The 21,173-nt window shown below is 27.2% G+C and carries 19 protein-coding genes; 6 read left to right on the top strand and 13 right to left on the bottom strand.

All coding sequences use genetic code 11. The annotated features are described in order from the left end of the window. Positions 1 to 533 precede the first annotated feature (533 nt). The 3 genes from IC218_RS18040 (at position 534) to IC218_RS18030 (ending at position 3,054) form a co-directional block, all read left to right on the top strand. Positions 534 to 1,532 carry a D-2-hydroxyacid dehydrogenase gene (locus IC218_RS18040; RefSeq protein WP_227435461.1) on the top strand — a complete coding sequence of 333 codons (999 nt, stop codon included), beginning with the start codon at positions 534 to 536 and terminating at the stop codon, positions 1,530 to 1,532. A 371-nt stretch (positions 1,533 to 1,903) separates the two neighbouring features. Next, complete coding sequence (locus IC218_RS18035; RefSeq protein ID WP_227435465.1) at positions 1,904 to 2,431, top strand: TIGR04002 family protein; 528 nt, start codon at positions 1,904 to 1,906, stop codon at positions 2,429 to 2,431. A gap of 26 nt (positions 2,432 to 2,457) precedes the next feature. After that, complete coding sequence (locus IC218_RS18030) at positions 2,458 to 3,054, top strand: TIGR04100 family radical SAM protein (protein ID WP_227825099.1); 597 nt, start codon at positions 2,458 to 2,460, stop codon at positions 3,052 to 3,054. Positions 3,055 to 3,538: 484 nt separating this feature from the next. Here the strand turns inward: IC218_RS18030 and IC218_RS18025 are convergent, their stop codons facing one another. From IC218_RS18025 to IC218_RS17975, 11 genes are all read right to left on the bottom strand, one after another. Then, on the bottom strand, positions 3,539 to 4,402 hold the full coding sequence (locus tag IC218_RS18025) for an EamA family transporter (protein ID WP_227435468.1): 864 nt from the start codon (positions 4,400 to 4,402) through the stop codon (positions 3,539 to 3,541). Between the two features lie 71 nt (positions 4,403 to 4,473). Further along, positions 4,474 to 5,406, bottom strand: a complete 933-nt coding sequence (locus IC218_RS18020; protein WP_227435470.1) for a D-aminoacyl-tRNA deacylase — start codon at positions 5,404 to 5,406, stop codon at positions 4,474 to 4,476. 85 nt (positions 5,407 to 5,491) lie between these two features. Then, a complete protein-coding gene (locus IC218_RS18015) occupies positions 5,492 to 6,043 on the bottom strand; it encodes a helix-turn-helix domain-containing protein (RefSeq protein ID WP_227435472.1) in 552 nt (183 codons plus the stop codon). 234 nt (positions 6,044 to 6,277) lie between these two features. Next, positions 6,278 to 6,769: a hypothetical protein gene (locus IC218_RS18010; RefSeq protein ID WP_054272357.1), complete on the bottom strand. Its 492-nt coding sequence runs from the start codon at positions 6,767 to 6,769 to the stop codon at positions 6,278 to 6,280. Positions 6,770 to 6,797: 28 nt separating this feature from the next. Next, positions 6,798 to 7,358 (bottom strand): 5' nucleotidase, NT5C type, encoded by a 561-nt coding sequence (locus IC218_RS18005; protein ID WP_227435474.1) that lies wholly within the window; start codon positions 7,356 to 7,358, stop codon positions 6,798 to 6,800. Positions 7,359 to 7,509: 151 nt separating this feature from the next. Then, the gene (locus IC218_RS18000) at positions 7,510 to 8,667 is read right to left on the bottom strand and encodes a class I SAM-dependent methyltransferase (protein WP_227435477.1); all 1,158 of its coding nucleotides are present in this window, start codon (positions 8,665 to 8,667) and stop codon (positions 7,510 to 7,512) included. A 33-nt stretch (positions 8,668 to 8,700) separates the two neighbouring features. Next, positions 8,701 to 9,636 (bottom strand): MSCRAMM family adhesin SdrC, encoded by a 936-nt coding sequence (locus tag IC218_RS17995; protein WP_227825098.1) that lies wholly within the window; start codon positions 9,634 to 9,636, stop codon positions 8,701 to 8,703. Positions 9,637 to 9,722: 86 nt separating this feature from the next. Continuing rightward, positions 9,723 to 10,415: a metallophosphoesterase gene (locus IC218_RS17990; protein ID WP_227825097.1), complete on the bottom strand. Its 693-nt coding sequence runs from the start codon at positions 10,413 to 10,415 to the stop codon at positions 9,723 to 9,725. A gap of 109 nt (positions 10,416 to 10,524) precedes the next feature. Next, positions 10,525 to 11,337, bottom strand: a complete 813-nt coding sequence (locus tag IC218_RS17985; protein WP_227435483.1) for a GTP pyrophosphokinase family protein — start codon at positions 11,335 to 11,337, stop codon at positions 10,525 to 10,527. A 50-nt stretch (positions 11,338 to 11,387) separates the two neighbouring features. Further along, positions 11,388 to 12,299, bottom strand: coding sequence for an MBL fold metallo-hydrolase (locus IC218_RS17980; RefSeq protein WP_413926648.1), 912 nt, complete (start codon positions 12,297 to 12,299; stop codon positions 11,388 to 11,390). Between the two features lie 44 nt (positions 12,300 to 12,343). Further along, on the bottom strand, positions 12,344 to 13,090 hold the full coding sequence (locus tag IC218_RS17975; protein WP_227435487.1) for a YkgJ family cysteine cluster protein: 747 nt from the start codon (positions 13,088 to 13,090) through the stop codon (positions 12,344 to 12,346). Between the two features lie 88 nt (positions 13,091 to 13,178). Here IC218_RS17975 and IC218_RS17970 point away from each other — a divergent pair, with 88 nt between their 5' ends. The 3 genes from IC218_RS17970 (at position 13,179) to IC218_RS17960 (ending at position 19,172) form a co-directional block, all read left to right on the top strand. Next, the gene (locus IC218_RS17970) at positions 13,179 to 13,430 is read left to right on the top strand and encodes a hypothetical protein (protein WP_227435489.1); all 252 of its coding nucleotides are present in this window, start codon (positions 13,179 to 13,181) and stop codon (positions 13,428 to 13,430) included. Positions 13,431 to 13,660: 230 nt separating this feature from the next. After that, entirely contained in the window at positions 13,661 to 14,080 is a 420-nt protein-coding gene (locus IC218_RS17965) for a hypothetical protein (protein ID WP_227825096.1), read from the top strand. A 25-nt stretch (positions 14,081 to 14,105) separates the two neighbouring features. Continuing rightward, entirely contained in the window at positions 14,106 to 19,172 is a 5,067-nt protein-coding gene (locus tag IC218_RS17960) for a DUF4132 domain-containing protein (RefSeq protein WP_227825095.1), read from the top strand. Positions 19,173 to 19,350: 178 nt separating this feature from the next. Here the strand turns inward: IC218_RS17960 and IC218_RS17955 are convergent, their stop codons facing one another. Further along, positions 19,351 to 20,088, bottom strand: coding sequence for a LytR/AlgR family response regulator transcription factor (locus IC218_RS17955; RefSeq protein WP_227825094.1), 738 nt, complete (start codon positions 20,086 to 20,088; stop codon positions 19,351 to 19,353). Positions 20,089 to 20,106: 18 nt separating this feature from the next. Further along, positions 20,107 to 21,042: a sensor histidine kinase gene (locus tag IC218_RS17950; protein ID WP_227825093.1), complete on the bottom strand. Its 936-nt coding sequence runs from the start codon at positions 21,040 to 21,042 to the stop codon at positions 20,107 to 20,109. Positions 21,043 to 21,173 lie beyond the last annotated feature (131 nt).

Raw genomic sequence — 21,173 nt, 5'->3', positions numbered from 1 at the left:
TTTTTTATTGTCTTACACCTATATTGTTAAGCATTTATCGTGCCAACTTTATATTTAAGCAAAATATCGCTTGATTTGAATGTTTTTTAACAATATACAATTGCATTATTAATTTCATATCGTGGCATCATGCAACTCTCCATAGCATTTTGCCATTTTTTTTATGCCTTTAAAAGTTTTTTTATATATTTTTTTATGAAAAAGCTTGACTTTTCAAAAAAAATTTTCATTGCTAAACTCAAAAACACATGCTATCATTGTAATTAATCAATTGATTAGTTAACTAATTTAAAACTTAGATAATTTTTTAATAATATTTAATCTAAAAAATAACAATTTCTTTGATAAATGTTTAGAGCAATTATTATCTTAAATAAAAAATAACTAAATATCAAAATAACACAGGGAAAACAATTTCAAAACTAAATTTTTAACCTTAAAAATTTTGTATAAAAATATAACCTTATATTGCTACATATTATTTCTAAATGAAAAATTACCATATAATTTAATAATTACAGGAGGGTATTGATATGAAAATACTAGTATTTGGAGCACGCGATTATGAAGAACCAGTAATAAAACAATGGTCTGAAGAACATAAGGATGTTCAAGTGGATATTTATCCTGAAAACATGACTGAAGAAAATGTAGTAAAAGCTAAAGGATATGATGGTATATCTATACAACAAACTAACTATATAGATAACCCTTATATTTATGAAACTTTAAAAGATGCTGGGGTTAAAGTTATAGCTTCAAGAACTGCAGGGATGGACATGATACATTTTGGTTTAGTTAATGAAAATGGACTTATTGTTACAAATGTTCCTTCTTATTCACCTAATGCAATAGCTGAATTAGCTGTTACTCAAGCTATGAACCTTTTGAGAAAGACTCCTTTAGTAAAGAAAAAAGTCTGTGAAGGTGACTATCGTTGGATAGCTGAACTTCTTGGAACAGAAGTTAGATCTATTACAGTTGGTGTTATAGGTACAGGAAAAATAGGTGCTACTTCTGCCAAATTATTCAAAGGCTTAGGAGCTAATGTAATTGCATTTGACCAATATCCAAATAAAGATTTAAATGATATATTAACTTATAAAGATTCTTTAGAAGACCTTCTTAAAGAAGCTGACCTTATAACATTACATACTCCTTTACTTGAAGGAACAAAACATATGATAAATAAAGATACTTTAGCTATAATGAAGGATGGCGCTTACATAGTAAATACTGGTCGTGGTGGTTTAATTAAGACAGGGGACTTAATAGAAGCACTAGAAGCTGGAAAAATAAGAGCTGCTGCCCTTGATACATTTGAAACTGAAGGATTATTCTTAAATAAAAAAATGAACCCAGGTGAATTAACTGACCCAGAAATCAACAAACTTCTTTCTATGGAGCAAGTTATATTTACTCATCACCTTGGATTCTTCACTAGTACAGCGATAGAAAATATAGTTTATTCTAGTTTAAGTAGTGCTGTAGATGTTATAAGCACAGGAACTGCTGCTAATAGAGTAAATTAGTATTTTATAAATATATTTTTTCATTAATTAGCTATTATCTAACAAAATAGCCTTTAATTTCCCAAATATAAGAGAGTCTATTCAATATACATTGAGTATGACTCTCTTATATTATTTTTCTTATTTTATATTATTTGTATACACCTACTATTTGTTATATTTTATATCAAATTTACAACAACCTTTCTAATTATCCTATTAAATTATCCTAATTACAATCTACTTTTCCATCAAAAGACTTTGAATGGGTACAATTCACTTTTTACCAGAAAAATACCAAACAAACTATGAAAATTGTATGATTAATATTAATATATTTATAAGAAAACATTACAAGAATACTAGTTTGGGATTTTTGAGGAGGGATTATATTGGAAAAAATGAATAAAGCTACTTCTAAAAAGACGACCTGTATCGTCACTTCAGCGCTATTTGCGTCTATAATATGTTTGACAATAGCTTATATATTACATATTCCAGTTGGTGGAAACAATGGATATGTTCATATAGGAGATGCCTTTATTTATCTAGCTGCAACTATTTTACCAACAAACTATGCTATAGCAGCCTCTGCAATAGGCGCTGGTCTAGCTGATTTATCTACAGGAGCTGCAATATGGGTAATACCAACTATAATTATAAAGCCAATACTCGTATTATTTTTCACTTCTAAAAGTGACAAGATAATAAATAAACGAAATATAATTGCTTCATTTGTAGCAGGCATAGTAGGTCTAGTTTTATATATGTTTGCTGAGGGAATAATTATTGGAAGCTTTACAAGTGCTTTTGTAATGAGTTTACTTGGTTTGTTACAGCCAATAGGAAGCTTTATTGTGTTTGTACTTCTAGGGATAGCACTTGATAAACTTGATTTTAAAAGACGTTATTTTAACTAAAAACTTAAATTTATGGAGGGAAAATTATGAATATCTTATATACAATTGAAAACAGTATCTATGTAAATATAACTAATACATGTCCATGTAGCTGTGTGTTTTGCATAAGAAATGAAAAAGATGAAGTAGCAAATAGTGGTAGCTTATGGTTAGAACACGAACCAAGTATTAATGAAGTAAAAGAAGCCTTTGGCAAATATAATTTAGATGAATATGATGAAATTGTATTTTGTGGATATGGTGAACCACTAATGAGAATAAATGAATTAATAGAAGTTGCTAAATTTGTAAAAGGGAAAAGTAATATCAAAACAAGAATAAATACAAATGGTCTAAGTGATTTAATACACAATAAAAAAACTGCTATTATGTTAAAAGATGTGATAGATGCAGTATCAATAAGTCTTAATGCTCCAAATAAAGAAGCTTATAATAGAGTTACTCAACCAAAGTTTGGAGAAAAATCATTTGACTACATGTTAGATTTTGCAAAAGATTGCAAAGAATATATAAAAGAAGTTGCCTTTTCAGTAGTAGATGAAATATCTCCAGAGGAAATAGAAGAATCTAAACAATTAGCAAAAGAACTTGATATACCACTTAGAGTTAGACATAAAAACTAACAATTATAAATTAGTATTTAAAACCTTAATACAAAGTTGACATATGAAAATAGTTAACTATAGGTGGGTCTTTAAAATAACGTAATAAAATATTATCTATTTAGTTAATGTTTTATTACTTTTAATACCTTTCTTGATAACAGAATCATTCTTTGCTATAACCCACATGTAAGTCAGAAGAAATATGACTATGTCTAACAAGGCCAGAAAACTTTTTAAGAAAATACATAAAAAATAGAAAAAATATAAAGTAGTGAATTAGAGAAAAAACTTGATAATATTTCCTTTCCCTATGATGGTATGGAAATTATAGTCTGAAGCATTGAATAATAAGCACAATGAAAAGTCAGAAAATATTAATATATAGTTTGTCTAAAGTCTGAGCTGGTGCAAATTCTCTGCACCAGCTACAACATGTTTTACCCCATCACATTTTTGTTTATCTAGCCCTTTATAGACTTCCATCATCTCTCTGATTTATCAATTAAAGCAATAACAACCATCCACCAATTAATATAAGAATTGAACCTGGTATTTTCTCCTTGATATTTTCTTTAAATATAAAGTGAGCAAGTATTAAGGTTATTATCATAGAAACTTGAGAAAATGGTTCTGCTATACTGAGTTCTAAATTATTTAAAGCAATTAATAATGCTAGATAAGAATATCCATTAATAGCACCACTTAAAATTGAAAGTCCCTTCTTATTACTAAATATTTCATAGATTACTCTTTGTTTCTTTTTAAATGCTAAAAAGACAAATAGATTTAATCCAACAAAAAAGTAAAGTATCGTTGAATATAGTATAGGAGATACTTGAACATAAAATGCCTTATCTAAGACCCTTCCTACTGATTGAAAAAATATGTACAAAAACATCAATCTACATGGTAGATTATTTAGAATGGCAGATGCATTTTTTAATAAAGAACTTACATTTTTTAATATAAATACTCCACCTATCATAATTATAATTCCTGCAACTTTTGCTAAACTAAAACTTTCGCCTAAAAATACAACTGATAAAAGCAATAGAAATAGTGAGTTTAAACTGTTTATTGGAGTTACAAGTGAAACTTCACCAGTTGCTAGAGATGTTACATATGCTACTGACCCAATCGAATAAACTAAGCTACTTATATAGCATGGTATTAAAAAGGACCAATCTCCAACCTTACTCATTATACTAAATGGTAGTAAACATACTCCACCTATAAAGAAAAATAAAAATGATGAAGCTATATTTTTATAAATATCGCCTTCTTCATCACCTAATAATCTTACAACTACTCTTTCAAAGGCTAACAGCACTACTCTAATTAATAGTGCAAAATAAGATATTATCATTTTTGACCTCACTTAAAAATTAATCTGAATTACTGAATATACTTACTAAATCTCATTATTATAAATCAAATCTACCATATAGGCAAATCTTTTGGGTTTTTCAATATCTTATGTTTAAACACAGGTACCTTAAGCTTTTCCCCTAACTTACGACATTGTTCTTTATAAGTCCCCTTTAATTTATCATGAAAAACTATACCATCAATTCCACCATCAATACTGTCTACACACTTTTCTAATTTTTCAAATCCATCTTCATTATCATACATTCCACTTACAATCCATTGATTTGGTAATACATGCCCAATTGATATATTGTATTCTCCATTTTTTATAATGTCTGAAAAAGAATTTTCAAAGTGAACTCCTCCTACACACAGTAAAGTTTTTATAGGCTCATCACTATCAAATACTCTAATTAGAGACTTCGATAATACTTGTATTGCTGTCTTATTATTAAAACTATTACTATTACTTCCTATCTCAATATCTAACATAGGTACAGAATATTCTGTAATTAATTTAGCTACTTCACCATATGTAGTTCCAGACCAGTGAGTTGCTTCTGTTAATGTAGTGAATTCATCAAGGGAGTTTTCATTTTTTATATCTTCAATTGCATTAATTAAGTTTCTAAAATATTTTGGATTTGAATTTCCAAACTCGCCTGTTGGTACATCTCCAATAGTATGAGCTGTTAGAATATTTTCTGGAGCATTCTCTCCTTCATGCCAATTCACAACTCCTGCAAAATCAAAATCTTTGAAATACTTATTTAAAATTGGCAGATAATATTTATAATCATGACTTATTACATTTTCCGTTTTTACAAACTGGAATAAGTTATTGTTTTCATCTATAAATTCTAATACAAAGTTATCATCAACAATAATATCAGTCTGCTTTAAATCCATTACTTCCTCACAACAGTTAATTACATTTTTAGCCACTGGGTCTTTATCTAAATTATTACAAAAGAAGAAAACTGCTTTTTTGTTATTCATCTATAAATCACACTCCTATTATTTAAATATTATATACTCTCATACTTAAAATCATCTAAATATTACTATATACTCCATTCAATTATTATACATAATATACTACCATACTTATTTTAGCTACACCTCTACCTGAGTTTCTATATACATGTGATACATCAGCTTTAAATCTTATAGAATTACCACTAGATACAATATAATCCTCTCCATTTATTTTAATAGTTATTTCACCACTAAAAACTGTAATAAACTCTTGAGTTCCTGGAAGTTCCGCATTTGAATCCAACGTTCCACCCTCTTCTATCTCAATCATAAATATTTCAAATCTTCTCTTGGAATCAAATGGAAATATCGGATAACTTACATATTTTCCATCATCTTCAATAAAATGGTCTACATCCTTTTTATCAACCAATTCTATCTCACTTTCTTGTCTTTCCATCAATGATGTAAATGATATTTTTAATCCATTCGTTATTTTCTTGATAGTAGATATAGTTGGATTCACTTCACATTTTTCAATTTGAGACAACATACTCTTACTTACTCCACTAAGTTGAGAAATTTTATCTAAGCTAAGATGTTTTTCTTTCCTTATTTTTTTTAAGTTTTCAGCAATTATTTCATTTAAATTCTGCATAAATTCACCTCGACTATACTTATATAATCATAAGTATATTTAATTATTTTATCTAAAGACAGTAACTTATTTTAAAACATTCTAGACAATATACTGTACATTATGTTTAATATATAATACTTTTTTAAGAATGTAAATACTATTCTAAAGTTTTCTTTAAAAATAAGCAAATAAAAAAGCTAGAAGTCTATGTTTTTACAAGACTACTAGCTTTTGCTATCATAAAATTGTATTTTAACTATAAAACTTAGATGCTCCTATCAGTTGTCTTTTGGAAACAATCTTAGCTAGATTAGCTAATGAAGATATTTTTATATCCTTAAAAGAAACTAAAAATACAAACTTAAAATCAGTGAATTCTTGATTTATATTATATATATCAAAATAGCATCTCAAATTATCAAATAGGTAATTTTCTTGCAAATCTGCTTCTATTTCATCAGTAGCATCTTTTAAATATGCTCTTACATCTTCAAATAAGACATTGAAATAAGACTCATCTATTTCCTCACCCAATTCTTCTAATATTTCTTCTATATCTAAATCATCCATATCAAAAGAATTTCCTGTCAATTGACAATCAAACACCAATATATTCTCCTGATTTATAGTATTTGATATATCTTGTACATATTCAAAGTCTGGACGTAATTCTAAAATGTCTTTTATCTCACTACTCTTTACATGAATTTTTCCTTTTCTGTTTTCTAGTTTTAAATCTATCATATGCTCCCCCTTTCAAATTATAAGTCTTTTAATTACTTTCTTCTATAATCTTTTTAATATCTATCCAGTTATTAACTCTAATTATGTTTTGATGTTCAATATCTTTATTATAGTTAGTATCTAAAAGTATTACTTTAACACCTGCATCAGCCAATTGGACTGAGTTTAAAGGGTTATCTTCTATAAATATATCACAACTCAGTTCTCTTGCCTTTTCAACTTTATAATCACTTCCTAATAAGTAAACATCTATATCTAAAATTCCTTGTCTAATTAACCAGTTTTTAGTTACATCAGTTAAACACTCATGTCTAGCTGTTACAAAAGATAAATTATGCCCCTTAGATAATTCCTCTATTACTTCAATAGCTCCTTCTACAATTTCTGCTTCATCATATGAATGTACATACTTATCATTAAATTCTGCATATACATCCCTTATTCCTGAACCATATAATTCTTCCCAATTGTGAGTTATACACTCTGACTCTGTAATGTTTTTATTGAATATATCATTTAGGTATGGAAGAAAATGATAAGGGCTAGTTATTGTTCCATCTATATCAATACATATATTTAATTTGTTCATTTTTACCTCCATGTAACATTTATTGATTTTATTAATCAAATATTATAGCACAGCTTTAATTATAAATCAAAATCATATATATGACTATACCTATATAATACCAAAAAGCTTGCATATTTAAGCAAGCTTTTTGTAAATTTTACATTTTCAACTAATATATAAGTTTTTCTAAAGTTGGTTCTACTCCAAATTGTGTTTTTAGTTCTCTATATTCATTTAATGCTTTTTCATTATTTGTTTTAGTTTTTATTGCTCTTATCATTAAATTTTTTGGTGTATCTAATGGGGATATGTATTCTACCACAGAAGTATCGTATCCATTTCCTTCTAGCAATAACGTTCTTAAACCATCAGTTATTAAGTCTGCAAATCTAGCTTTAAATACTCCATGTTTTAATATTGGTTCCATAGCTTCATATTTATATTGTCCTAATAACTCCTTATGACAGCATGGTACTACTACTATAGCTTCTGATTTTGCTCTAATTCCTAATCCTATAGCCATATCTGTTGCTGTATCACAAGCATGTAAGCTTATTACAAGGTCAACATCTCTATTAGGTGTATAATTAGTTAAATCCTCTTTTATAAATGACATATTTTTATAGCCTAAGTTTTTAGCCATCTTCTTTGACGCTTCTATAACTACATCTGAATAATCTATTCCTATAAAATAACAGTTTTTCTTTAATACTTCTTTTATATAGAAATTTAGTACAAAACTTAGATATGATTTACCACAAGCACAATCTAATATTGTTATACAGTCTTTGTCTTTTATTTCTTTTAAAATATTGTCTATAAGTTCCACAAAGTGGTCTATTTGATTATACTTTCTTATTTTATCATTTTTTATTTTACCATCTTTTGTAAGTACTCCAATTTCTTTTAAAAGTGCATTTGCTTGTCCTACTTTTACATAGTACTCTCTGTTTTTTATTTGAGATGCTGTAAATTCATCTATTTTCGGTACTTCTTCTTTATTATCTAGATACTTTACATTTACTTTTTTATTGTCTCCTTCTATTACGACAATAGTACCTCTTTCAATATATCTAAACACTAGCCCATCATAATTTTCCGCTTCTTTAGATATATTTTTTAACAATTCACTAAATGTATGTAACTCTGACTTGCCTTTAAAATTAAATTTGTACTTACCTTCTTCTTCTATTGCAATTCCTTTAAATTCTTTTCTTCCTGATTTAAAAACTACTTCTAATTCAATAAAAAAATCTTCATTTTCAAGGTTTCTCTGAGTAATCCCCATAAAAAACATATTTAGTTTTCCTATACTCTGCTTATTCATACCAATCTCCCTTTTAACTTATCTCTTTAACTCTTAATCAATAGTATTTGACCCATCTATTTCTTCATTTAAATCATTCAATCTATTTTTAAAACTTTCTATCTGCTTATCTGATAAATCAAGATACTCAGTTATCTTGCCTATATATTTAGGACTTTTAGTATTTATTAATTTTAAGGCACTATCCATGGACTTTTGTCTAAGTTCATACGCCTTTTTTACATCATCTCTAGCACTACTTAATACCTTTGTATATTCATCCTTAGAAAGTTCTGGGATTTGCATATTATCATATTCTTCTATAACTTCTTTACATTTATTTCTAGCATTTGTAACATCTTTTTTTATACTAGATAATTTAGTTATATTTTTTGCAATATCCTTAGTATAAGGTATACATTCTCTCATTGGTACTAAAGCTACTCTTTCTATATTATAAATTTCTTTCTTGAAAATTCCTATACTTTCTAGGTCTATTTTTTTTATATCTTCACTATCATTTTCTTTACTTGTATAAGTATCTTTGTTTTCTCCAGTATTTACTTGTTTTTCTGATTCACTATTTGTTGAAGTATTTCTTTCTAAATCACTATTCTTTGTTACATCTTTTTGATTTTCTTCTTTATTATTTTCTGTACTTTGTGTATTTTTCTCTTGCTTATTATCTACTTTTTTGTTGTTTGATTCTTTGCTATTTTTTTTATCTTGTTTTAAATCATCTTCTTCTTTTTCATTAAAATTTGATACATATTTCTCATCATATGTCTCATCAGAAATATAATTATGATAATACATAGATTCTTTTATCTTATTAAGTCCACTCATATAGATGTTACTTATCATTATTGTTGTAGCTAATACTACATAAATACTACTGTAGATACAAGACCTCTTAAAATTCTTGTAATTTCTGAATATCACTATCAAAGGAATAAGATATAAAAATATAAAAACTAATATCCACCTCATAAATCGTGTCTCCTTTCTCAAAACCGAAATCCCTCAAATATTTATTTTTAATCATGTATCTTATAGTATTTACCAATTTATGTTTTTTAATCGTGAACTTTTATTAAATTAAATTCTGTATAATCACAAGATGCTAATATATATTCAACTCCATTTCGAATTCCTTTTAGACCCATTTTAAAAGACTCTTTACCATGCAAGTGACCATAAACCACCTTTTCAACATTATATTCTTCAAATAATTTTGTAAATAAAGACTCCTCTAATCTATCATTTGTAGGAGGATAATGAGTGATTACTATTATTTTGGAATAACCTTTTTTACGGGCAGACTCTAATGACAGCCTTAATCTATTTTCTTCTCTTCTATAAACTTTTTCATCCGTCTCATCAAATTTAACATCATTGGGACATATCCAACCTCTACCTCCACAAATTGCATACTCTCTATATTCATAGAAATTTGTTTGAATAAAACGCATATTTTCATATAGCTTATTCAAACTTGTAACTGTTGTCCACCAATAGTCATGATTTCCCTTTATAAGTATTTTTTTACCTGGAAGTTCATTTATTATATCTAAGTCTTTTTTAGCTTCTGATAAATTAATTCCCCAAGATGTATCTCCTAATACTAATACTACATCTTCTTCTGTAACAACTTCTTTCCAATTATCTATAATCTTTTTTTCATGACCATCCCAATTACTGCCAAAGATATTCATTGGCTTATTTACTGATGTTGAAAAATGTAAATCACCTATTGCATATAAACTCATAACATCATTCCTTCCTTGATTAAACTAAATAGGCTGTCTCTTCTTAGAAATTATTTTCCATTAAGAGGCAGCCCCATTAATATTTAGTAAATTTTCTCTATAAGTAGCTTTATTGAACCACTCTATCATCTACCTTGTTATCCTTATATTGCTCTAATAACATATCTATTTCTTGTTTTAATTCTAAAATTTCGGTTATGTTTTTGTCTGTTTCAGTTCTATCCAACTTTCTTTGATACTGCATAGCTTTATGTGTATCACCTAAGTCATATAACTCTTGTATTCTATTTAGAGTGTCTCTAATTGCTATAGACTTCATTTGATACATAGCCTGAGCTTTCATTATATCCTCTCTTATTTCACTCATTTCTTGGTCTAAGAGAAACGCAGCATCAGATGCTCTTCTAAGTCTTTCTGCTAGAGTCTCAGGTATGTAATGGTCATATTTATATTTTAATGAATGTTCTATTGTAGCCCAGAAATTCATTGCAAGAGTTCTTATTTGTATTTCACATATAATTTCTTTTGAGCCCGCAATTGAGTTTATAGGATATTTTATTATAACATGATAGCTTCTATAACCACTATCTTTGTAGTTTGTAATATAATCTTTTTCTCCTATTATAGTCATATCATTTCTTACTTTTATCAAATCAACTATATAATATATATCTTCAACAAACTGGCACATTATTCTTATACCAGCAATATCATCAATTTCAGTTTCTATATCTTTCGCATTTAGCCTTTTTAACTTAGATATTATGGAAGATATTTTTTTTGTCCTTCCTGTGACAAATTCTATGGGAGAATACTCGCCTTTTGCTAAATATTCTTTTCTTATATTTTTAAATTTTATTTTCAATTCTTCTACTGCATGTTCATAAGGTGCTAGTATTTCATTCCATTTTTCGTATTCCATATTGCTCACCCTTTATTTGTTTTTTATGACCTTCTTTATTTTATCATAATTTATTTTGTTTTTGTATAGTAAAGCAATTCTCCATCTTCTAAGATATACCCTATTTCGTCTAAATCAATTAGGTAACTTATAACAGATATCAATGAAGATTTAAAAAAATGATACTCTTTATAATTATTGCTTAAATTATTGTTATTTATAATATTTTTTAGTAAAATTTCTAAAGATTTTGGTTTTTCAAGTAATTGTCTTATTTGGTATAAATATTTCTCTAAAGCATTCAAATGCTTTTCTATTAATTTATAAGCATCTTCTTTTGATATCACTTGTTTTCCATGTCCCAAAACCAAATACTCAAAATCTATACCTTTTAACTTTTCTAACGAGTTCATTTGCTCTTGTATATCATATAAAAATAAGAAATCGAATTTTGATAGAATTTCATCTCCTATCAAAAGGTCTCCCACAAAAATCACCTTATCTTTAGTTAAAACAGCTATACTTCCAGGTGTATGTCCCTGAAATTCAATTATATCAAACATTTCATTATTTAGTTCCAGCCTACCTGCATCTATAGTTTTATCTATTTCTATATCATCTAACATTTTACTTTTTAAAATACTATCCATAAATATATTGCTTTTCCCCCCAACAATATACTTTGAAAATAATTCTGGGTTTTCTATATATAACTTATCGTATTTTGATGACATTACACACACATCTTTATAGTGTTCTTTAAATTGATTACATGCCCCATAGTGGTCATCATGACCATGAGTGTTTATAATATATCTAACTTGTATTTTATTTTCATCTAATACTTTGGTTACTCTTCTGGGCCTCGAACCACATAATCCTGGGTCTATCATAAGTGCTGTATTATCCTCAAACACATATATTCCTGTATTTGTACCACCTTTTATAAAAAAAGTATTTCCTTTTACTTTTGTTAGATTCACCATCTTCACCTCATTTTGACAATATTTATACTACAAGTTATTATTTATTTAATATAAGACTCTAGTAGAATAAGTCTTTTTATTCTATTAATAGTTCTTTTTTTTATTTTAGGTTCTTTAGATATCCTTATTTTTACATTATATGCTAAATCTCTGTAAAATAGCGATTCTATAAGATATTCAACTATGCCTCTATCCTTAAAATCTATATCTATAATGCTATTAGAATATAGTTTTGAATCTAGTATCATAAGTTCATCAAAAAAGCTTAATCTCTCAGATTTACTCAAATAATCTTTACTTGGAATAAAGCTTTCACAATAATCTATTCTATAATTTACCACTTCATCATTTATTTCAAATCCATGTTGTCTCTTCATCAAGTCTTTATAAGCATTATTTTTCTTAGTCACATTATCTAGATTTTTGTTATAGTCCTCTTTTTTCCAATGTCCAAATAATCTACAATTTAGTGGTCTGACTTCATATATTAAACACCTATTATTATCATCTTTGAATGGACATGAATTTTTTTTAGAATACTCTTCAAAATAATAGTCTACTATTTTAATTATACATCTTCTTCTTAAATCCGCTCTATCTTCAAGATAACAAAATATATTTAAAAACTCAATTAAATTTATACCTACTGATTCCATACAACAATTACCACAACCAGAACAATTTCCAGTTGGTAAAGATTCATATACATCATTTAATTTATTAAAGAGCTTATTTTTAGTGGAATAATCTATACAATTTAAAATATCTTTATTTTTTATACTAGTCATTATTATTACTCCTTGTTATAATTATTAAGTTAATACAAACAATTATTATAACATATTTTTTAAATTTAATCGCATGAGGAGGCATTTTATGAATAGATATACAAAAATCATTAATATGATGGGAAGTTACTATACAAAAGACTTTGAAAAAGAAAAAAAGAATGTAATAAAAGTTAGAGAAGTTAAAGAGGATACTGTCAGAAAATTTTTCTTACAAGGTGACTGTGAAGTTCTAGTAGTATTTGAAGATACTGGCAAAGAAATCCTTATTGACGATTTTTCTCCTGAAGAAGATATCAAAAAATACTTAGGAGTAAAATTTATAAATAAAAAAAGATAGTTATTAAAACTAAACATCTAAATTAAATTTTAATAACTACAAGTTATTATTATATGCTTTCATAATTAAAAGTTATCTTTTATCTCTTTTTTAGACTTTAAGATAGCTTTTTTTCTATTTTTTGTAAAATAATTCCATAATACACACTAATATTTCACAAAATGATATAATATAACAAATAGATAAATTTTTTAAGTTTCTTAATACTTAATATTTTGCGAGGTGATTTTATGCAAATTTATTTTAGAGTTAAAGCTGTTGGCAAACGTAGACCTATGCTAGAACTTACCCCCTTTGATTTATCTGACAACATCAATTGCCTAAAAGAGGCTATCTCTGAAATTGTATCTAAAAATGTTCTTGAATATAATGAAAAGACCCCAGAAAAATCAATAATAAGCTTTTTAACTAGTGAAGATATTGAGTCTCAAGCTACCATTGGAAAAGTTGGATTCGGCTCTATCTACAATGAAAACAAACAATCTATAGAAAAAGCTACAGAAGTTGCACTACAAGCATTTGAAGATGGAATCTATAAAGTTCTTATAAACGAAGATGTTATTGAAGAACTCAATTCTCCTATAAATTTAAAAGATAGTGATATATTCACTTTTATAAGACTCACTCTACTTGCTGGAAGGATGTTTTAAAATAAAATAAATTGGAGGTACATAAATGTCAGAACGTACTAGAGTAGAAAAAAATCCTAAAATAATTGAAGATTTTAAAAACAATCTTACTAAATCTTCTTCAAAACCATATTACGATTTAACTGAAGCTCTTTGGGATTGTGTAAAAGACGAATCATACTATTATGATGTAAAAGATGAAAATAAATTCTTAGATATGATAAAAAAATACTATAATTGTTATTACTATGAAATTGAAAGTGTAGACACATTACTTTCTGGCCCTTTAAAAAATGCTTTAGAATTAATGTTTACTTCTGAGCAAGTAGAAGAACTTTGTCAATTAATTAAAAGAAAAATGAATTATACATATTCAGGAGGATACTATCGTAAAGGGTATCGCTCAAATAAACTTAAAGATTATTTTAGAAGTATAATTAGGCTTATTTCACATTATGTGAGTTTGATATATTACGATTTTTCTGTATTAGATTATCTTACACTTCCAGATAAAGTTCTTCAATATGATTATATAATGAGTGATAAAATCGCATTAGAAATAGATAATGGAAATGATGATGTAATCAATGCTTTAGAAGAAGTAATTTTTGGAGAAAATCAAACTGCCCTACTTACTAGACAAATGATAATTGGTATTATGAAAAGTCATAGTGAAAAATGCTATGAAATGCTTTCTAAACTTCTTTTGGCTGCTAAGCAACAAGAAGGTCTTAGACAACAAATTGTAGAAAGCCTAGATGAAGGTACAATTCCTGCATCTGTCTATATGTTAAAAACTATCCTAGATAACAATTTAGAAAGATTTAGTTCTGTTATAAGAGCTTTAGATACATGGACAGGGCTTGGTTTTTCAGACCAAAAACCTGGAATAATTCGTAAGTGCTTAGAACTTTCATATAAATCATTGACTGATAAAGAGTTTTGTATAGAGTCAATTAACAGTAAGGATAACCTTGAAATTTATTTTAGTTTATGGGCAGCTGCAACTTACAATATCTATGATTCATACACTCTTATTGAAAAATTGCTTTCATATGATGAAAAGTACAAAAAACTTGTAGCTCTTTACTTCTTATCAAATACAGAAAGTACATATTTTAAACACTCTGTTGCATCTAAAAATATTAAAGGCGACGATTTAGAGATACTTGCATGGGTAGTTAGAAATTTCTATGTAGAAAGTTCTGTTGGTTACTACTATAATTGGCAAAACCAAAAAGTTGATTTTGACTTATCAAATTCTCCTATTAATAAAGACTTTGATGCTAGAAAGGAACAATTTGAAAATCTAAAACATACTTTAGAACTTTTAAATTCAAAAACTAAGGAATTTTCTGGCAGTGTATTTCCATGGTCTTGGGTCGAAATTTCTTCTTACAGTATCCTTAGATGCATGATGACATTAACAGCATATGATATGAATACTCAATTTATGGATGTTCTAATGGACAACTATCTTCTTATGAGTTCTGATTTAAGAGCTTCATTTATAGCTAATTTTATAAATGAGCCAAAAACAGATAAACAACGTAGTTTCTTATTAGAATGTTTGAGCGATAAGAGTGTTTCTAATAGAGAAATTGTATTAAGTCTACTTAAAGAACTTGACTTATCAGATGTAGAGTTAGACAGAATAAACAACTTACTTACTTTAAAAACAAGCTCTATCAGACAAACAGTAATAAAGATTTTACTTGAACAAGATGATTCAAAACTAGAAAATATTGCTTCTTCTCTAATAAAATCTTCAAATTCGCAAAAATGTCTTGGAGGACTTGAAATTGTAAACTTATTAAAAGACAATACTGATAGACAAGAACTATACAATAAACTTATTTCATTAGTGGAAAGTGTTGATAAGTCTAAAAAGAATACATCTCAAGTTCAGATATTAATTGATAATTTATTAGGTAAAGCAAAAAATGATTATTGTAAAGAAAATGGATTTGGGATATACAATCCTGAAAATAAGGTTCAAATTCCTGAACAATTTGATTTTAAATACGATTCCTCTACTCCATCAAAACTTAATAAGATTATTTCCAATTTAAGCTTATCTTCTAATGAGGATTCTGTTTCTATATCAACTAAAAAAGAAGCTAAGAAGATTCTCGATGTAGATATAAATAAAATATTAAAAGTATATGAAAAATTTGATGAACTTATTATTGAAAATGCAGATTATGAGTATGAGGTTGAGAGATGGTCAGGTAATATGGATAAAATACTTTTAGGTTACTCTACATATAATCTGACTCCTATTAAACATATAACTGGAAATAATAAGGATACTATTGATAATTATCCATTAGCTGAACTTTGGAGAGAAACTAGTAAGAAACTTAATTTAGATTATAAAATAATCCTTGATATTTTATTTTATAGCATACGCTCATGCTCTTATCATGAAATAGAAAAAAGTTGGTTTTCATCTATATACTCAAATGTCCTTGATGAAAAAAAACAAAAAAAATTATATACAAAATTAGATAAATTAAAATTTGATGTTCTTACAAGAAAAATACTTGCAGTATTACTAAATGAATTTGACCAGAAAGAAATGTTTGAATACTGTTTAGATACATACTACAAACTTAGAAACCTATTAACTACTGAACAATGTAAAAAGCAAAGAGTTGAGTTTACTAAAAACTACTATAGACAAAATGAATACTGCCCTGCTTTAGATGCACCAATTTTAAACTATTGGCTTGGAAAGGCACATTCATTTATTTATGATGATATTTCTTTTACTAAGTTCTTCTATACTACATTTGCAAATTATCAACTTTTAGAATATAAATTCCCATTTTATACTAATATAGATATATTTGCTCGTGCATATGAATTGGGATTAATGACTGAGGAACAAATCAATCGAGAAATTGTAACTGGATACAATGCAACAAATATAATACGAATTTTGACAAACCCTAGATGGGGTGGTGATACATTAGAAAAACATCCATGGCTTGAAAACAATATAAAAACAGTTACAAATAGAATTATAGAAATCGAATCACGTAGAGGTGATATGCCAACAGAAGTTTCTCATCTAGCTGATAATATACAACATTTTGAGGGTATGAATTATTTCGTAAATATCTTAGTTGCTCTTGGTAAAGAAACTTTCCAAAGAGGATATTCATATGGTAGTAATTATTCAAAAAAAGATGTTTTGAGTTCTCTACTTAAAAATTGTTATCCTACTAAAGAAGATAATTCTAAAGAATTAAAAAAATTACTTAAAACTACTGATATTACTGAATTAAGATTAATAGAAGCTGCTATGTATGCTCCTCAATGGGTAAATATAATTGAAAAATATTTAAACTGGAAAGGTTTAAAGAGTACAATTTGGTATTTCCATGCACATATAAATGAAGGCTTCTCTGCTCAAAAAGAATCAGAAGTTGCTCTATTCTCTCCTATATCACCACAGAGTTTCATGGATGGAGCATTTGATGTGGATTGGTTTTTAGATTCATATAAAACTATTGGAGAAGAAAGATTCAATCTCCTTTACAAATCAGCTAAATACATAACTAGTGGTGGAAACTCTCACAGACGTGCACAACTTTATGCTGATGCTACACTTGGAAAACTTGATAAAGATATGCTGATGAAAGAAATTGAAACAAATAGAAATCAAGATAAATTGAGAAGTTTCTCTTTACTTCCTATGAAAAAAGGAGACCTTAAAGAAGCAACTTTCCGTTATGAATTTATTCAAAAGTTTGCTAAAGAAAGTAAACAATTTGGTGCACAACGTCGTGAAAGTGAATCAAAGGCTTGTGCAATAGCAATGGAAAACTTAGCTAGAAGTGCTGGTTTTGAAGATATCAATCGTATGATGTGGGCTCTTGAAACGGAAAAACTAAATGAGGTTGCTCATATATTTAAACCAAAGAATATTGATGGAACTTCACTTTGGATAGATGTTGATGAAAAAGGAAAAACATCTATAAAAGTCCAAAAAGGTGATAAGACTTTAAAAAGTGTACCAAAAGCTCTTGCAAAACATCCATATGTACTTGAACTTAAATCAGTACAAAGAGATTTAAAAAGTCAGTATTCTCGTGCAAAACAAAGTTTAGAGCAAGCTATGAAAAATGAAACAGTATTTACAGTTAAGGAAATCTCCAATATTTATAAAAACCCAGTTATTTGTCCTTTAGTTAAAAATCTAGTTTGGCTATGTGATGATACTATCGGATATATATATAATGATAAGTCTAAGTTCTTTATTTGTGATACAACTGGTGAACCTTATAGATTAACTGCAAAAAATAAATTAAAACTTGCACATCCAGTTCATCTGTTTGAATCTGGTAAATGGAGTGAATTCCAACATGACTTATTTGATAAGCAAATTGTTCAACCATTTAAGCAAGTGTTCCGTGAATATTATAGAATAAATGCTGACGAATTATCTGAAAAAACTATATCTCGTAGATATGCTGGCCATCAAATCCAGCCAAAGAAAACTGTAGCACTTCTTAGAAATCAACTTTGGACTGTTGACTATGAGGAAGGTTTACAAAAAGTATTCTACAAAGAAAATATAGTAGCAAAGATGTTTGCACTTGCAGATTGGTTTTCACCAGCAGACATTGAACCTCCAACTATTGAAACAGTAGAATTCTTTAATAGAAAGACTTATAAAAGCTTAGAACTAGCTTCTATACCGCCAATTCTTTTCTCTGAAGTTATGCGTGATATAGACCTTGTTGTAAGTGTTGCTCATGCTGGTGGTGTTGACCCTGAGACAAGCCACTCTACTGTAGAGATGCGTATAGCTATTGCTAAAGAACTACTATTGCTATTAAAGATTAAGAATGTCAATTTTGAAGGCTCTCATGCTCTTATAGCAGGTAATTTAGGTGATTATTCTGTACATATGGGTTCTGGTATTGTACATAAAAAAGGAATGGGTGCTTTAAATATACTTCCTGTACATTCTCAAAGTAGAGGTAAGATATTCCTTCCATTTGCTGATGAAGACCCTAAGACTGCTGAGATTATGTCTAAGATATTATTACTTGCTGAAGATAATAAGATTAAAGACCCTAGTATCTTAAGCAATTTATAAATATAAAACTATCTCTAAAATATATTGGACTTTCTAATTTTTTAAAGAAAGTCCAATATATTTTACACTATAACTTATATAAATTAACTCATAATTATAAATAATTTTTATATAAACTTTTCTTATATATCATCTTTATAATACTTATTGTATAACAGAATTTGTTCCTCTCTTTTCACTAGAATCTTTTAACCCTATAAAATCTATATAGAAAATCTTTTTCTAGAGATTTATTTAATATGGCATTTTCTTGAAAATTTATAAACCTTATCTCCAAGGAAGATTTATTTATAGGTATAATCTTATGTATAAGCCTTAAATTTACTATGTATTGTCTATGAGTCATAAAGAAATTAGGAGGTAGGCGTTTTTGCAAGTCATCAAAGTTCTCGTAAAATTTTATTGTATCTTCATCTTTAGTATATAGATTGATAGCCCTTGAATTTTTCTCAAACATAACTATATCATCAAAGTTAATCATATGTATCTGTTTCCTTATTTTATATACAAAAAGAGTGTCTTCTATAAAATTATTTTTAGCAATTTTATGAGAGTTAATATGGTCTATTGCTATGTTAATTGAATCAAGTATTTTTTCTTTTTTAAATGGCTTAACTATAAAATCTATAGGATGTACTTTAAAACTCTCAAGACTGTAATCAGCAAAACCTGTTACAAATACTATATGTATATCTTTATCTATGGAAAGAATTTCTTTGGCAGAATCAATCCCATTTTTATATGGCATATCAATGTCAATAATCAATAAATCTATTTTCTCATTTTTTATAAATTCAATTGCTTCTATGCCATCCTTGACTTTCTTAACATAATCTACATATCCAGATTCTTTAACTATATTTGCTATATCATCTCTTACAATTTTATCATCATCACAAATCAAAACTTTTATCATAGACTTCTCTCCTCCTAACTAATAATATTTTGGTATTAAGATTACAAATTCAGTTAAAAAATCATCACTATTTACAAGTATACTATAATCATACTTATCTAATATATTTTTAACTAGATATAACCCAAAACCTCTATCTTGTCCTTCTTTAGTGCTAAACCCATCCAAAAATATACTTTCAACATTATGTATTTTAGGACCATTATTTTTTATGGCTACAATATACTGAAATTCATCTTCATATGCATGCAATCTTATATACTTCTTTTCCTTTTTTATAGCAGACAAAGACTCTATTGCATTGTCTATTATATTTAATAGTACTGAACTCATGTCGTTAGGTTCAATCTCTAAATTATCCATAAAATCTTGAATATAGACATCAAAAGATATATTCTTTTCAAGGCATTCCTCATATTTTAATGAAGCTATAGCATCTAAATAAGATACTTTCCCATACCTTGAGTTTTTTGATTTAAAGTTATTTGATATATTCATTATATATCCTTTAGCATCTTCATCTAACCCAGTATTTAATAGAGAATACACTACTTGCAAATGTTTCAAATAGTCATGTTTTTGACTTCTTAATTTGACGATTATATTATCCTTATGATTTATTTTACTATCTAGCTTTTGTAACTTGGATTCTTGTTCATTGTTATTATTTATCAATCTTATAAATTTAAAACCTATATAACAACTTAAAATAATTAAAATTAGAAAAAATATAATGTTTAATACTCCTTCAAGTAAAGAATTATATCCTAAACTTAATTGTATATATTGAATACTCTCCATGAATAAAATCCATACAAAACATGATAAAAAAAATGTTAGTAGTCCTCTCTTTAATATGTCTAATTCTTTGTAAAACCTATACTTATTCATTATAAGATTACTAAATATAAATAAGGTTAGTATTACTATAGGAAATATAAAGTTATTCTCCATAATTTCCCTCCCATCTACAATTTATATGAAAATTATATCATTTTAAAAAAATTATGTAAAAAGTCAAAATTTACATATAGATTAACTAAACTTGTAAAAACACATATAAATTTGTACAATTAACTGATTAA

It is taken from the genome of Clostridioides sp. ES-S-0005-03 (genome assembly GCF_020658455.1).
Classification (GTDB): domain Bacteria; phylum Bacillota; class Clostridia; order Peptostreptococcales; family Peptostreptococcaceae; genus Clostridioides.
This window is presented reverse-complemented; position numbering and strand designations above follow the sequence as displayed.